The sequence below is a fragment of the Microbacterium sp. JZ31 genome (assembly GCF_016805985.1).
Taxonomy (GTDB): domain Bacteria; phylum Actinomycetota; class Actinomycetes; order Actinomycetales; family Microbacteriaceae; genus Microbacterium.
On record NZ_CP017661.1, the window covers coordinates 1786946 to 1801963 of the forward strand.

Here is a 15018-nt window from a genome sequence, read left to right on the forward strand (position 1 = left end):
GTCAGTCGTCCGCGACGTCGACGCGCACGCGCTTGCCGTCCGCCAGCGCGGCGACGAGGGTGCGCAGTGCCTTCGCGGTACGGCCGCCGCGCCCGATCACCCGGCCACGGTCGTCCGCGTGGACGTGCACTTCCAGCACATCCCCGCGTGACGAGGTGGACGAGTCGATGCGCACGTCATCCGGGTGATCCACGATCCCCTTGACGAGGTGCTCGAGCGCGGCGGCCAGCACGATTACTCGGCGGCCTCGGCCTCGGCGGCCTCGGCGGGAGCCTCGGCGGGCTCCTCGGCCTTCTTCGGGGCCTGCGGCTTGACGACCGACTTCTTCGAGGCGTCGGCGACGTAGCCCGACTTCTCCTCGCGGGTCTTCAGGGTGCTCGTGGCACCCTTCTCGCCCTTGAAGGTGCCCCAGTCGCCCGTGATCTTGAGGATGGCGCGCACCTGCTCGGTCGGCTGAGCGCCGACCGACAGCCAGTACTGCGCACGCTCCGAGTCGACCTCGATGAACGAGGGCTCCTCGGTCGGGTGGTACTTGCCGATCTCCTCGATCACGCGGCCGTCGCGCTTGGTGCGCGAGTCGGCGACGACGATGCGGTAGTACGGCGCACGGATCTTGCCCAGGCGCTTCAGACGGATCTTGACAGCCACGATTCTCCTGTGTGGTGTGTAAAGCGAGACGAACCAGTCGCCAGGTAGTGGGGTGCACACCGGCGGAAGCTCAAGAGGAGGACTCTGGGCGCTGGATAGAGGGTCGAGCACCCGGTCCGACCCTCCATTCTGCCAGATCGCGAGGGGCCTCGCGAACAGCTTGCCGGGCATCGACCGCGCCCCGCACACTGAGCGGATGACGATCGCTTTCGCCAAGTCCGCCCGCTCCACCGTCGGCATCGAGTGGGAGCTCATGCTCGCCGACGAGAAGACCGGGGATCTCGTGGGCCGCGCCCCCGAGATCATCCCCGCTCTCGAGGAGGCGACCGCCCTCGAACGGCACACCGTCACGGCCGAGCTGCTGACGAACACGATCGAGCTCACGAGCGGGGTCGGCGACACCGTCGCCGCGGCGGTGGACGACATCTCCGACGCGATCGACGCCGTGCGCACGCAGACCGATCCGCTGGGCATCGAGCTGATGTGCGCGGGCAGCCACCCGTTCGCGCGCTGGTTCGACCAGAAGGTCACCGAGAAGACCCGCTACGAGAAGCTCATCGAGCGCACGCAGTGGTGGGGCCGCAACATGATGATCTGGGGCATCCACATCCACGTCGGCATCGACCACGTCGACAAGGTGTTCCCGATCATCCACGCGCTCACGGGGTACATCCCGCACCTGCAGGCGCTGTCGGCCTCGAGCCCGTTCTGGGCGGGCGAGCGCACGGGGTACGCCTCGAACCGCGCGCTGGTGTTCCAGCAGCTGCCGACCACCGGGCTGCCCTGGCAGCTCGAGAACTGGGCCCAGTACGAGGCCTACATCGACGACATGACGCGCACCGGCGTGATCGGCGATGCGACGGAGATCCGATGGGATGTGCGCCCGGCCGCGCACTGGGGCACGATCGAGGTGCGCGCGTGCGACGGCATGTCGACGCTGCCCGAGCTGGCCGCGATGGCCGCCCTGGTGCAGACGCTCGTCGAGTCGTTCTCGCGCGATCTCGACGAGGGGCGCGAGCTGCCCGCGCTGCAGCCGTGGTTCACGCGCGAGAACAAGTGGCGCGCCGCCCGGTACGGGCTCGACGCCGACGTGATCGTCGACCGCGAGGGAACACAGGTGCCGGTGCGGGAGCACGTCCGCGAGACGCTCGAGCGCCTCGCGCCGATCGCGGTCGAGCTAAAGTGCGCCAAGGAGTTCGCGGAGATCGGCGAGATCCTGGATCGCGGTGCCAGCTACCAGCGCCAGCAGGCCGTCGCCGAGGCGGCGGACGGCGACCTCCGCGAGGTCGCGCGCTCGCTGATCCGCGAGTTCCGCAACGGTCCGACGCTGCGCGAGCGCGTGGGCCTCGGCCGGCTGGACACCGCCGGCGGCGCCTGATCAGGCGTCGGCGAGCAGCCCGCGCGCGAGCGTCTCGTCGACGACCACGTCGGTCACGAGGCCCGACACGATCGCGCCGTGCAGGGCCGGCGCCTTGTGCTCGCCGGCCGCGATGCACAGCCGTCGCGGCACGCGCCGCATCCTGTCGAGCGCGGGACCCGTCGTGCGCGCGTTGAGACGGATGTCGCGCCACGTGCCGTCGCCGCGGAAGAACACGGTCGCGACGTCGCCCACCGCGCCGTCCTCCGCCAGGCTGCGGAAGTCACCGCGATCCAGGTAGCCGCCCGCGTACACGCGGCTGGGCACGTCCGCGGTCGGTGAGCCGACGCCGAACACCGCCAGGTCCATGCGGGCCTGCATCTCGAGCACGCGGCGCGTGCTGCGCTCCCGCCACATCGCCTCGCGCGTGACCGGGTCGTCGAAGAACGCCGGCACGGGGAACTGCTGCACGCGTGCTCCGTACGCCTGCCCGAAGCGCTGCAGGATCTCGCTCGCATACTCGATGCCCGTCGTCTGCATGTTCCCGGCGCCGTTGAGCTGGACGATCGTGACGTTGTGCAGCTCCTTCGGCGTGAGGTGCCGGCTCACGGCGCCGATCGTCGATCCCCACGCGACGCCGATCAGCATGTTCGAGTCGACGTACGTCGCGAGCAGCCGCGCGGCGGTCATGGCGACGCGCTCGAGGCGGTCGACCTCGCTCACGCTCTCCGGGATGGGCACCACCTGCGCCGTGACGCGGAAGCGCTCGCGGATGCGCATCTCCAGTTCCGTGCCGCCTGACAGCGGCGAGGAGATCCGGATGTCGACGATCCCGCGCTCGCGCGCGAGTGCCAGCAGCCGCGACACGGACGACCGCGACACCGCGAGCTCCGCGGCGATCGCCTCCATCGTCATGTCCTGCATGTAGTACATCTGCGCGGCCGCGAGCGCCGCCGAGACCCTGTCCTCGCGCATCCCGTCTTCTCCCGTCCGCATGCTCAGACCCCCATTCTGCACATTTGTGCAGTCGGGTTGACCGGATGTGCTCATCGTGGCGATTCTGGTCGTGTCGCCAATGCAAGGGGGTCACGATGACGGACAGTACGAGTTCCCGCCCACGGGAGAGAGCCGCGATCACGACGGCGCGCTCCGCCCGGCCGGCCGTGCTGGTGATCGGCGGCGGCATCAACGGCATCGCGACGTTCCGCGACCTCGCCCTGCAGGGAGTCGACGTGCTGCTCGTCGAGCGCGGCGACTTCGCCTCGGGCGCCTCGGCCGCCTCGAGTCACATGATCCACGGCGGCATCCGCTACCTCGAGAACGGCGAGTTCCGCCTCGTGCGCGAATCCGTGCAGGAGCGCAACGGGCTGCTCAAGATCGCCCCGCACTACGTCAAGCCGCTGCGGACCACGATCCCGATCTACTCGACGTTCTCGGGCATCCTTTCGGCGCCGCTGCGGTTCCTCACGCACCGCAGCGGCAAGCCGACCGAGCGCGGAGCGTTCCTCATCAAGATCGGTCTGACGATCTACGACACGTTCTCGCGAGCGGGCGGCATGGTGCCGCGTCACCGGTTCCTGGGCAGGAAGCGCTCGCTCGCCGAGCTGCCCCAGCTCGATCCGCGCATCAAGTACACCGCGACCTACTTCGACGCCTCGATGCACGACCCAGAGCGCCTCGCGCTCGACGTCCTGCAGGACGGGCTCGACGCCCACGAGGGCGCGGTAGCGCTGAACTACGTCGAGGCGGTCGGCCGCTCGGACGACGGCGTCGTGCTGCGCGATCTCGAGACGGGATCGGAGTTCACGGTCACGGCCGACGTGGTCGTGAACGCGTCCGGTCCGTGGACCGACCTGACGAACGAGGCCCTGGGCACGCAGACGCGCTTCATGGGCGGCACGAAGGGGTCGCACATCGTGCTGGACCACCCCGAGCTGCTCGCCGCGACGGGCGGACGCGAGATCTTCTTCGAGCACTCCGACGGGCGCATCGTGCTGATCTACCCGCTCAAGGGACGCGTCCTCGTCGGCACCACCGACATCGACGCGGAGCCGGGCGAGACCGTGGTGTGCACGGAGGAGGAGGTCGACTACTTCTTCGACCTGATCCACCACGTGTTCCCCACGATCGCGGTCGATCGCGGGCAGATCGTCTTCCGCTTCTCCGGCATCCGCCCGCTCCCCCGTCACGAGGACACCGCGCCGGGCTTCGTCTCCCGCGACTACCGGATCGAGGTGGACCGCTCCTCGCGCGCGCCCCTCGTCAGCCTCGTGGGCGGCAAGTGGACCACGTTCCGCGCGCTCGGCGAGGCGCTGTCGGACACCGTCCTGGGCCTGCTCGGACGCACGCGCCGGGTGCGCACCGCCGGCCGGACGATCGGCGGCGGCCGCGACTACCCGCGCACGAAGACCGACCGCGACGCATGGGTGCGGATGCACCTCGACGGCGCGGGCGAGCGCGCCGGCACCCTGCTCGAGCGCTACGGCACGCGCGCGGCCCAGGTGTGGACGCACATCCGCGAGCACGGCGGCGACGAGCCGCTCACGCACAGCCCCGTGTCGACGGGCGAGCTGCGCTGGATGGTCGAGCGGGAGCACGTCGTGCACCTGCACGACGTCGTGCTGCGCCGGACGGCGATCGCGTTCACGGGCGGGGCGACCACGGCCGCGCTCGAGGAGCTCGCCGACGCGCTGGCGCCCCTCCTCGACTGGGACGACGCCGCGCGCGAGCGCGAGCTCGCCGCCACGAGGACCCTGCTGGTCGAGCGTCACGGCGGTACGGTTCCCGAAGCAGCCTCCTGATCCTCCGGGGCGGTGCCGCCGTCTCGGATCCCCGGCGCGACTGCGATGTCGCGTGAATCTGAAAGGTCGAAGAAGACATGCAAGATGTGAATCTCGGGCTTTACTTCCTTTCCGAGCTCGTCGGCACCGCGATGCTGATCCTGCTCGGTGCGGGCGTGGTCGCGAACGCGATCCTGGTGAAGGCGAAGGGCTTCGGCACCGGCTTCCTCATGATCAACTGGGGATGGGGCCTCGCGGTCTTCGCGGGCGTGCTCGTCTCGTCGTACTCCGGCGCGATCCTGAACCCCGCCGTGGGCATCGGCCTGCTGATCCGCGGCGACATCGACATCGTCCAGTTCCTCGTCGCCACCGCGGGCGAGCTCGTCGGTGCGATCCTCGGAGCCGTCCTGGCGTGGGTCGCGTACAAGCAGCATCTGGACGAGGAGCCGGACGCGGGCGCCAAGCTGGGCGTCTTCTCGACCGGCCCCGCGATCCGCTCGTACGGCTGGAACCTCGCCACCGAGGTGATCGGCACGTTCGTGCTCGTGTTCGTGATCTTCGCGTTCGCCGACTACGGGGACATCGAGGTCGGCACCCCGGGCGGGCTCGGCCCGCTGACGGCGCTGCCCGTCGCCCTGCTCGTCGTCGGTATCGGCGCCTCCCTCGGCGGCCCGACCGGCTACGCGATCAACCCCGCACGCGACCTCGGCCCGCGCATCGCGCACGCCATCCTGCCCATCCGCGGCAAGGGCTCCAGCGACTGGGCCTACTCGTGGGTGCCGGTCGTCGGCCCCCTCGTCGGCGGCGCGCTCGCCGGCCTGGCCGCTCCCCTGCTTCTGAGCCTCAGCTGAACAATTCCCGAAGGAGAGAATCCCCATGGCTGACTACGTCATCGCGATCGACCAGGGCACGACCTCGAGTCGCGCCATCATCTTCGACAAGAAGGGCTCGATCGTCTCGACCGGGCAGAAGGAGCACGAGCAGATCCTCCCGAAGGCGGGCTGGGTCGAGCACGATCCCCTCGAGATCTGGCGCAACGTGCAGGAGATCATCGGCGTCGCGCTCGCGAAGGCCGACCTGACGCGGCACGACATCGGGGCGGTGGGCATCACGAACCAGCGCGAGACCGCCGTCGTGTGGGACCGCACGACCGGCAAGCCGGTCTACAACGCGATCGTGTGGCAGGACACCCGCACGCAGAGCATCGTCGACCGGCTCGCGGAGGACGGCGGCGTCGAGCGGTTCAAGCCGATCGTGGGCCTGCCGCTCGCGACGTACTTCTCGGGCACCAAGATCGCGTGGATCCTCGAGAACGTCGACGGCGCACGCGCCAAGGCCGAGGCCGGCGACTTGATGTTCGGCACCACCGACAGCTGGGTGCTGTGGAACCTCACGGGCGGCACGGACGGCGGCGTGCACGCCACGGACGTCACGAACGCCTCGCGCACCCTCTTCATGGATCTCGAGACGCTGCAGTGGCGCGACGACATCCTCGAGGTGTTCGGCGTGCCGCGCTCGATGATGCCCGACATCCGGTCGTCCTCCGAGGTCTACGGCACGGCCGAGAGCTCCTCGCTGCTGCGCGAGACGCCCATCGCGGGCATCCTCGGCGACCAGCAGGCCGCGACGTTCGGCCAGGCGGCGTTCGACACCGGCGAGAGCAAGAACACCTACGGCACGGGCAACTTCCTGATCTTCAACACGGGCGAGGAGATCGTCCACTCGAAGAACGGTCTGCTCACGACGGTCGGCTACAAGCTGGGCGACGCCCCCACGCACTACGCGCTCGAGGGCTCGATCGCCGTCACGGGCTCGCTCGTGCAGTGGCTACGCGATCAGCTCGGGCTCATCGGGTCGGCCCCGGAGATCGAGCGACTCGCGACGACGGTCGAGGACAACGGCGGCGTGTACTTCGTGCCGGCGTTCTCGGGCCTGTTCGCGCCCTACTGGCGGCCGGATGCGCGCGGCGCGCTGGTGGGGCTGACCCGCTACGCGAACAAGGGCCACATCGCCCGCGCGGTGCTCGAGGCCGTCGCCTTCCAGACGCGCGACGTGATCGACGCGGTCAACGCCGACGCGGGCGTGGACCTGTCCGAGCTCAAGGTCGACGGCGGCATGGTGGCCAACGACGCGCTCATGCAGTTCCAGGCCGACGTGCTCGGGGTCCCCGTGGTGCGTCCGGTGGTCGCGGAGACCACGGCGCTCGGCGCGGCCTACGCCGCGGGCCTCGCGGTGGGCTTCTGGTCGGGCCTGGACGACCTGCGCGCCAACTGGCAGGAGGACAAGCGCTGGGAGCCGTCGCTCGACGGCGAGGAGGTCGAGCGCCAGCTGCGCCTGTGGCGCAAGGCCGTCACCAAGTCGATGGACTGGGTCGACGCCGACGTCCGCTGATCCGCCGGCACGCGCGACGCCCCGGGAGCTGCGGCTCCCGGGGCGTCGTCGTTCGTGCGTGTGCGCGCGGTCAGCGACCGCCGCCGAACAGCTTCTGGATCTCGGCCAGATCGGCCTCGCTCGGCGCCTGCTGGGCGCCGAGTCCGAAGCCCGAGCCGGTCGGCTGCTGCGCGGACGCCGCGAGACCGGCGTTCTCCGCAGCGCGCTTGGCGGGGTTGCCCGAACGCGATCCGCTCTTCTTCGCCTGCTTGCCGCGCTTGGACGAGCCGCCCGGGCGGCCCATGCCCGGCGTGGGGCCCATGCCGGGGATGCTCGGCGTGCCGCCGCGCGCGACGGTCTTCATCATCTTGGCGGCCTGCTCGAAGCGGTTGACGAGCTGGTTCACGTCGGTCACCGTCATGCCGGATCCGCGCGCGATGCGGGCGCGGCGGGAGCCGTTCAGCAGCTTGGTGTTGTTGCGCTCGGCCGGCGTCATCGAGCGGATGATGGCCTCCGTGCGGTCGATCTCTCGCTCGTCGAAGTCGTCCAGCTGCTGCTTCATCTGGCCCATGCCCGGCAGCATGCCGAGCATCTTCTTCATCGAGCCCATCTTCTTGAGCTGCTGCATCTGCTCGAGGAAGTCCTCGAGCGTGAACTGGTCCTTCGCGAACTTCTCCGCGACCTTCGCCGCCTGCTCCTCGTCGAAGGCCTGCTGGGCCTGCTCGATCAGGGTCAGGACGTCGCCGAGGTCGAGGATGCGGCTCGCCATGCGGTCGGGGTGGAACGGCTCGATGTCGTCGAGCCCCTCACCCGTGGACGCGAAGATGATCGGACGTCCGGTGACGGATGCGACCGAGAGCGCGGCGCCGCCGCGCGCGTCGCCGTCGAGCTTCGACAGCACGACGCCCGTGAAGTCGACGCCCTCCTGGAATGCGCGCGCCGTGTTGACGGCATCCTGACCGATCATCGCGTCGATCACGAACAGCACCTCGTCGGGGCTGGTGGCGCGGCGGATGTCGGCGGCCTGCTTCATGAGCTCCGCGTCGACGCCGAGGCGTCCGGCCGTGTCGATGATGACCACGTCGTGCTGCTTCTGCGTGGCGAACGCGACGCCGTCGCGTGACACGCGCACGGGGTCGCCCACGCCGTTGCCGGGCTCGGGCGCGTAGATCGCGGCGCCCGCCCGCTCGGCGACGACCTGCAGCTGGTTGACGGCGTTCGGGCGCTGCAGGTCGGCGGCGACCAGCAGCGGCGTGTGGCCGTCCTTCTCGAGCTGGCGCGCGAGCTTGCCGGCGAAGGTCGTCTTACCGGAGCCCTGCAGACCCGCGAGCATGATGACGGTCGGCGGGTTCTTGGCGAACTGCAGGCGGCGCTGCTGCCCGCCGAGGATGCCCACGAGCTCCTCGTTGACGATCTGCACGACCTGCTGCGCGGGGTTCAGGGCGCGGTTGACCTCGTCGCCCAGGGCGCGCTCGCGCACCTTCGCGGTGAAATCCTTCACGACCGTGAGCGCGACGTCAGCGTCGAGCAGGGCGCGGCGGATCTCGCGGACGGTGCCGTCGACGTCGGCCGGGGAGAGCTTGCCCTTCGTGCGGAGGTTGCGGAAGGTCTCTGTGAGCCGGTCGGAGAGCGTGCCGAAGGTAGCCATGATCCTCAGATTCTACCGGCGCGACCCGGCGCCCGCGGCGCGCCCGGCGAACGGACCGCTCGCGCCGTCTCTGCCCCGCATCGGGGCGGCGGGCGTATTGTTGGACGCAGTTCAGAAACTCTGCGAAGGGGACCGCATGCTCGACGTCGTTCCCGTCGGCCTCGCGCCGGCGTACGTGCCCTATCTCGATGCGTGGGAGCAGCAGCGGCGGGTGCACGCCGACGTCTGCGCGGGCGAACGCCCGGACACCCTGCTGCTGCTCGAGCACGAGGCCGTCTACACCGCGGGCGTGCGCACCCAGCCCGAGGACCGCCCGACCGACGGCACGCCCGTGATCGATGTGGATCGCGGGGGCCGCATCACATGGCACGGCCCGGGTCAGCTCGTCGGCTATCCGATCATCCGGCTGCCGGATGCGCACGACGTCGTCGGCTACGTGCGGCGCCTCGAGCGCGCGCTGATCGCCGCGCTGGCCGAGGCGGGAGTCGAGGGCGTGCAGGTCGCCGGGCGCAGCGGGGTGTGGGTCGAGCGCGCGGGCCTCGCCCCCGCGAAGATCGCCGCCATCGGCGTGCGCGTCGCCGGCGGCGTGACGATGCACGGCTTCGCGATCAACTGCGACAACGCGCTGGACGCGTTCGGCGCGATCGTCCCGTGCGGCATCCGCGACGCGGGTGTGACGACGATCAGCCAGGTGCGCGGTGAGCGCGTGTCGCCACGGGACCTCCTCGGCCCCGTGGCGGCCGCGGTAACCGCGGCATTCGAGACCACGGTCGCGGCATGACGCGCCGGACCGACACGACGAGGACGAGCGAGGGAACGACATGACGGATCAGCGATCGGCCGCCCCGGACGGGCGCCGGCTCCTGCGACTCGAGGTGCGCAACGCCCAGACGCCGATCGAGCGCAAGCCCGAGTGGATCAAGACGGTCGCCAAGCAGGGCCCGGAATACCAGGCGCTGAAGTCGCTCGTGAAGGGCGAGGAGCTGCACACGGTGTGCCAGGAGGCGGGGTGCCCCAACATCTACGAGTGCTGGGAGGACCGCGAGGCGACGTTCCTGATCGGCGGATCGCAGTGCACGCGCCGCTGCGACTTCTGCCAGATCGACACGGGCAGGCCGGCCGACTACGACACGGACGAGCCGCGCCGCGTGGCGGAGAGCGTGCAGCGGATGGGCCTGCGCTACGCCACCGTGACCAGCGTCGCGCGCGACGACCTGCCGGACACCGGCGCATGGCTCAACGCCGAGACCGTGCGCCGGATCCATGAGCTCAACCCGAACACGGGCGTCGAGCTGCTGGCGAACGAGCACAACGCGGACCCCGCGCTGCTCGGCCAGATCTTCGAGGCGCGCCCCGAGGTGTTCGCGCACAACGTCGAGACCGTGCCGCGCATCTTCAAGCGCATCCGCCCCGCGTTCCGCTACGAGCGCTCGCTCGACGTGCTCACGCAGGCGCGCGCGGCGGGCCTGATCACGAAGTCGAACCTGATCCTCGGCATGGGCGAGGAGCCGCACGAGGTGATCGAGGCGCTGCAGGATCTGCACGACGCCGGCTGCGACATCATCACCATCACGCAGTACCTGCGCCCGACGCCGCGTCACCTGCCGGTCGCCCGCTGGATCACGCCGCAGGAGTTCGTCTCGTTCAAGGCCGAGGCCGAGCGCATCGGCTTCCTCGGCGTGCTCGCGGGACCGCTCGTGCGCTCCTCGTACCGTGCGGGCCGCCTGTGGGCGCAGTCGATGCGGTCGAAGGGCAGGCAGATCCCGCCGCACCTCGCCCACATCGCGGAGGGCGCGGACGCCGGCTTCCTGCAGGCCGTCTGAGCGGCCGCGCGCCTCAGTCGAGCGGGATGTCGCGGATCGCGTCGAGTGCAGCGACGAGCGTGGCGGAGAGGTCGCTGCGGCCGGGGCCCGACAGCGCCCAGCACTCGACGGCCGCGAGCAGTGCACCGCCGTACGCCGCACCCGCGACGTCGGCCGCGAGCGGGTCGGATCCTCGAGCGCGCAGCGCACGCGCGACCGCGCGGCCGACGCGGGCCCGCCGCAGCGCGGCCTCGCGCTCGAGCTCCGTGGCGAGCCCCATCGCCTCCGCGTTCGCATACGCGAGGGCGAGCGCATCGGGCGCGAAGCCGTCCGCGATCCGGCACACCGCCACGCGCGGCGCGGCGTGCTCGAGGTCCCGCTCCAGGGCGTCGAGGCGCTCGTCCAGCCCGCCCCACAGCAGCGCCCCCTTCGACGCGGCGTAGTTGAAGAAGCTCGAGCGGCTGACGCCGGCGCGGGTCGCGATCTCGGCGATCGAGGTCGCCTCGTACCCCTTCTCGAGGAACAGCTCGCTCGCCGCCTCGGCGAGCGTCTCGCGCGACGAGGCCTTCGGTCGGCCGGCGCGCGCGGAGGTCATGCCTCCAGGGTAGGGCGCGGCGTTTGCGTCCCGTCGCGCCCGCCGCCTATCCTGAATCAAAACCGACCGATCGGTCAGGAAATAGGCATGCGAGCGGGACGACGAGGAGGTCACCCGGGTGAGCCAGACCCTGCGCGTCGAGACGCACGACACGCACGTGCGCGCGACGCTCGACCGCCCCGCCAAGCGCAATGCGATCGACCGTGAGCTCATCGACGCGCTGCACGCCCTCTGCGCCGAGCTCGAGCGCGACCCGCGCACGCTGATCCTGACCGGCGCGGGCGGGACGTTCGCCGCGGGGGCCGACATCGCGCAGCTGCGCGAGAGGCGGGCCGCCGACGCGCGCGAGGGCATCAACACGCACTGCTTCGCACGCGTGCGGGCGCTCCCCATGCCGGTGATCGCGGTCGTCGACGGCTACGCGCTCGGCGGCGGCGCCGAGCTGGCCTATGCCGCCGACATCCGGATCGGCACGCCGCGGCTGAGGATCGGCAACCCGGAGACGGGGCTCGGGATCATCGCCGCCGCGGGCGCCACGTGGCGCCTGCGTGAGATCGTCGGCGAGCCGCTCGCCGCGGAGATCCTGCTCGCGGGGCGCGTGCTGGAGGCGGACGAAGCGCTCGCGGTGGGGCTCGTGACGCGCGTGCTCGAGCCCGCACAGGCCGTCGAGGAGGCGGAGCGGATCGCCGCGCGCATCGCCGCGCTGGATCCGGCGGCGACGCAGGCGACCAAGCGCGCGCTGCTCGCGCCCCGCGACGCGCATCCTGCGATCGACCTGGAGGAGCAGGCCGTGCTGTTCGACAGCCCCGAGAAGGAGCGCCGGATGACGGCGTTCCTCGAGCGGAGGAGGACGACGTGACCGACACCACGCCCGCGCGCGTCGGCGTGCTCGGCGGCGGACGCATGGGCGCCGGCATCGCGCACGCGTTCCTCCTGGCCGGCTCCGCCGTGACCGTCGTCGAGCGCGACGGCCGGGCCTCGGACGCCGCGCGGGAGCGCATCCGGCACGGCATCGGTCAGTCGATCGCGCGCGGCTTCCCCGGCGGTGCGGCCGAGCTGCTCAGCCGGCTGACTGTCGCGACCGACCCGGCGGCGTTCGGGCTGCACGGCCTCGTCGTGGAGGCCGTACCCGAGGACCTCGACCTCAAGCGGGAGGCGCTCGCCCGCGTGGAGGCGCAGCTCGCGGCCGACGCGGTCCTCGCGTCCAACACGTCGTCGATCCCGCTCGCGCTCCTCGCCGAGGCGCTCGAGCGCCCCGCGCGTCTGATCGGGCTGCACTTCTTCAACCCGGTTCCGGCATCGGCGCTCGTCGAGATCGTCGCGGGGGCGCAGACCGCGGCGGAGCTGCCGGACACCGTGGCGGGGTGGGCGCGCGCGCTGGGCAAGACGCCGATCACGGTCAGGGACTCCCCCGGCTTCGCGTCCAGCCGGCTGGGCGTCGCGATCGCGATCGAGGCGATCCGGATGGTCGAGGAGGGCGTCGCCTCGCCCGCCGACATCGACCGCGCCATGGAACTCGGCTACCGGCACCCGACCGGCCCGCTCAAGACGACCGACCTCGTCGGCCTCGACGTGCGCCTGGGCATCGCCGAACAGCTCGAACGCGAGCTCGGTCCGCGGTTCGCCCCGCCGCGGCTGCTGCGCGACATGGTCGCCGAGGGGCGTCTGGGACGCAAGACGGGACGGGGATTCTACGAATGGGAGGACGGACGATGAGCCGCATGCTGCAGAGCTACGTGCGGGACGCCTGGTGGCAGCCCGCCGACGCCGCGACCGGCGCTGAGGTGCGCGACGCTTCCACGGGCGAGGTGGTCGCGACGGTGTCGAGCGACGGTCTCGACCTCGGCGCGGTGCTCGAGCACGGCCGCACGGTCGGCCAGGCGAGTCTCGGTGCGCTCACCTTCCATCAGCGGGCGTTGATCCTGAAGCGGCTCGCCCTCGTGCTGCAGGAGCGCAAGGACGAGCTGTACGACCTGTCGTACCGCACGGGCGCGACCAGGAACGACTCCTGGGTCGACATCGAGGGCGGCATCGGCGTGCTGTTCACCTACTCCAGCAAGGGCCGACGCGAGCTGCCGAACACGCCGTCGCCGCACACGCGCGTGCAGCTGGACGGCCCGCTCGAGGTGCTCGCGAAGGACGGCTCCTTCCTCGGACGCCACATCCGCACCACGCTGCCCGGCGTCGCGGTGCAGATCAACGCGTTCAACTTCCCGGTGTGGGGCCCGCTCGAGAAGCTCGCGCCGGCGTTCCTGGCCGGGATGCCGAGCGTCATCAAGCCCGCCACGCCCACGGCGTACGTGACCGAGCACCTCGTGCGGATCATGGTCGAGTCGGGTCTGCTCCCGGCCGGATCCGTGCAGCTCGTCACCGGATCGGTGCGCGAGCTGTTCGCGCACACACGCTTGGGCGACATCGTGTCCTTCACCGGATCGGCGTCGACCGCCGACGCGCTGCGCCGTCACGACGCGGTGCAGCGCGGTGGCGTGATCTTCCACGCCGAGACCGACTCGATCAACGCGTCCGTGCTGGGCCCCGACGCCGCGCCGGGCACCCCGGAGTTCGAAGCGTACGTCCGCCAGCTCGTCGCCGAGATGACGGCCAAGGCGGGCCAGAAGTGCACGGCGATCCGGCGCGCGATCGTCCCCGCCGCGCTCGCCGACGACGTCGTCGAGGCTGTGCGGCGCAGGATCGCCGACAAGGTCGTGGTGGGCGACCCGCGTTCCGACGGCGTCACGATGGGCGCCCTGGCATCGCTCGAGCAGCGCGAGGAGGTGCTGCGACAGGTGCGCACGCTCATCGACGGGGGCGGCGAGCTCGTGGTCGGCTCGGCGGAGGCGCCGGACGGGGAGGGCGCGTTCCTGTCCCCGATCCTGCTGCGCTTCCCCGATGCGACCGCCGAGCGCGCGCACGACACCGAGGCCTTCGGCCCGGTCGCGTCCCTGCTGACCTACGAGACACCCGAGCAGGCGGCGGAGCTCGTCGTGCGGGGCGGCGGATCGCTCGTCACGAGCGTGGCGTCCGGCGATCCGGCCTTCGTCGCCGACCTCACGCGCCGCACCGCGGCGGCCAACGGCCGCATGCTGCTGCTCGACCGCGACGACGCGCGCTCCTCGACCGGGCACGGCTCTCCCCTGCCGATGCTCGTGCACGGCGGCCCGGGTCGCGCGGGCGGCGGCGAGGAGCTCGGCGGCATCCGCAGCGTGTTCCACTACATGCAGCGCACGGCGATCCAGGGCTCGCCCGAGATGCTCACGGCCGTGACCGGCGTGTGGCACACGGGCGCGCGGGCGACGTCCGACGGCGTGCATCCCTTCCGCAAGTCGCTCGAGGAGCTGCGGATCGGCGACCAGGTCGTGTCCGAGGAGCGCGAGGTCACGCTCGAGGACATCGAGCACTTCGCCGCGTTCACGGGCGACACCTTCTACGCCCACATGGACGAGGACGCCGCGGCCGCGAACCCGTTCTTCCCGGGCCGCGTCGCGCACGGCTACCTGCTCGTGTCGTTCGCGGCGGGCCTGTTCGTCGATCCCGAGCCCGGTCCCGTGCTGGCCAACTACGGCCTCGAGAACCTGCGCTTCCTGACGCCCGTCTCGCCCGGGGACCGGATCCGCGTCACGCTGACCGCCAAGCAGATCGTCCCGCGCGAGACCGACGAGTACGGCGAGGTGCACTGGGACGCCGTCCTGCGGAACCAGAGGGACGAGCCCGTGGCGACCTACGACGTCCTCACCCTGGTGTCGAAGTCCCCCCTGCCCGTCGCCGTCTGAGCGGTCTGCCCGATGTGCCGGAATCCGCCGCGGAATCGCGGCACTTCG

General features: G+C 71.4%; 14 protein-coding genes. 9 read left to right on the forward strand and 5 right to left on the reverse strand.

All coding sequences use genetic code 11. The annotated features are described in order from the left end of the window. Window position 1: 1 nt before the first annotated feature. Window positions 2–232 carry an RNA-binding protein gene (locus BJP60_RS08595; protein ID WP_203135377.1) on the reverse strand — a complete coding sequence of 77 codons (231 nt, stop codon included), beginning with the start codon at window positions 230–232 and terminating at the stop codon, window positions 2–4. A gap of 2 nt (window positions 233–234) precedes the next feature. Continuing rightward, window positions 235–648 (reverse strand): 30S ribosomal protein S16, encoded by a 414-nt coding sequence (gene rpsP, locus BJP60_RS08600; RefSeq protein WP_203135378.1) that lies wholly within the window; start codon window positions 646–648, stop codon window positions 235–237. A gap of 196 nt (window positions 649–844) precedes the next feature. On the opposite strand from rpsP, the gene BJP60_RS08605 reads away from it, so the two are divergent. After that, complete coding sequence (locus tag BJP60_RS08605; RefSeq protein ID WP_203135379.1) at window positions 845–2026, forward strand: glutamate--cysteine ligase; 1182 nt, start codon at window positions 845–847, stop codon at window positions 2024–2026. On the opposite strand, the gene BJP60_RS08610 is transcribed toward BJP60_RS08605, so the two are convergent. Further along, the gene (locus BJP60_RS08610) at window positions 2027–2980 is read right to left on the reverse strand and encodes a sugar-binding transcriptional regulator (protein ID WP_203135380.1); all 954 of its coding nucleotides are present in this window, start codon (window positions 2978–2980) and stop codon (window positions 2027–2029) included. It abuts the gene before it with no gap. Between the two features lie 116 nt (window positions 2981–3096). Between BJP60_RS08610 and BJP60_RS08615 the strand changes: the two genes are divergently transcribed. From BJP60_RS08615 to glpK, 3 genes are all read left to right on the forward strand, one after another. Then, complete coding sequence (locus BJP60_RS08615; protein ID WP_203135381.1) at window positions 3097–4806, forward strand: glycerol-3-phosphate dehydrogenase/oxidase; 1710 nt, start codon at window positions 3097–3099, stop codon at window positions 4804–4806. Window positions 4807–4883: 77 nt separating this feature from the next. After that, complete coding sequence (locus tag BJP60_RS08620) at window positions 4884–5636, forward strand: MIP/aquaporin family protein (protein WP_203135382.1); 753 nt, start codon at window positions 4884–4886, stop codon at window positions 5634–5636. A gap of 25 nt (window positions 5637–5661) precedes the next feature. Then, window positions 5662–7176 carry a glycerol kinase GlpK gene (gene glpK, locus BJP60_RS08625; protein WP_203135383.1) on the forward strand — a complete coding sequence of 505 codons (1515 nt, stop codon included), beginning with the start codon at window positions 5662–5664 and terminating at the stop codon, window positions 7174–7176. A 70-nt stretch (window positions 7177–7246) separates the two neighbouring features. Here glpK and ffh read toward each other — a convergent pair whose 3' ends face one another. Beyond that, window positions 7247–8803, reverse strand: coding sequence for a signal recognition particle protein (gene ffh / locus BJP60_RS08630; protein WP_203135384.1), 1557 nt, complete (start codon window positions 8801–8803; stop codon window positions 7247–7249). 136 nt (window positions 8804–8939) lie between these two features. Here ffh and lipB point away from each other — a divergent pair, with 136 nt between their 5' ends. Continuing rightward, window positions 8940–9584, forward strand: coding sequence for a lipoyl(octanoyl) transferase LipB (gene lipB, locus BJP60_RS08635; RefSeq protein ID WP_203135385.1), 645 nt, complete (start codon window positions 8940–8942; stop codon window positions 9582–9584). Window positions 9585–9624: 40 nt separating this feature from the next. Continuing rightward, window positions 9625–10626, forward strand: a complete 1002-nt coding sequence (lipA, locus tag BJP60_RS08640) for a lipoyl synthase (protein WP_203135386.1) — start codon at window positions 9625–9627, stop codon at window positions 10624–10626. A 13-nt stretch (window positions 10627–10639) separates the two neighbouring features. On the opposite strand, the gene BJP60_RS08645 is transcribed toward lipA, so the two are convergent. Next, window positions 10640–11200 carry a TetR/AcrR family transcriptional regulator gene (locus BJP60_RS08645; RefSeq protein ID WP_203135387.1) on the reverse strand — a complete coding sequence of 187 codons (561 nt, stop codon included), beginning with the start codon at window positions 11198–11200 and terminating at the stop codon, window positions 10640–10642. Between the two features lie 118 nt (window positions 11201–11318). On the opposite strand from BJP60_RS08645, the gene BJP60_RS08650 reads away from it, so the two are divergent. The 3 genes from BJP60_RS08650 to paaZ are packed head-to-tail and all read left to right on the forward strand — an operon-like array spanning window position 11319 to window position 14970. Continuing rightward, window positions 11319–12059: an enoyl-CoA hydratase/isomerase family protein gene (locus BJP60_RS08650; RefSeq protein WP_203135388.1), complete on the forward strand. Its 741-nt coding sequence runs from the start codon at window positions 11319–11321 to the stop codon at window positions 12057–12059. Beyond that, window positions 12056–12916, forward strand: a complete 861-nt coding sequence (locus tag BJP60_RS08655; RefSeq protein WP_203135389.1) for a 3-hydroxyacyl-CoA dehydrogenase family protein — start codon at window positions 12056–12058, stop codon at window positions 12914–12916. Before BJP60_RS08650 ends, BJP60_RS08655 begins: the two co-directional genes overlap by 4 nt. Beyond that, entirely contained in the window at window positions 12913–14970 is a 2058-nt protein-coding gene (gene paaZ / locus BJP60_RS08660) for a phenylacetic acid degradation bifunctional protein PaaZ (RefSeq protein WP_203135390.1), read from the forward strand. The genes BJP60_RS08655 and paaZ overlap by 4 nt, the downstream gene beginning before the upstream one ends. Window positions 14971–15018 lie beyond the last annotated feature (48 nt).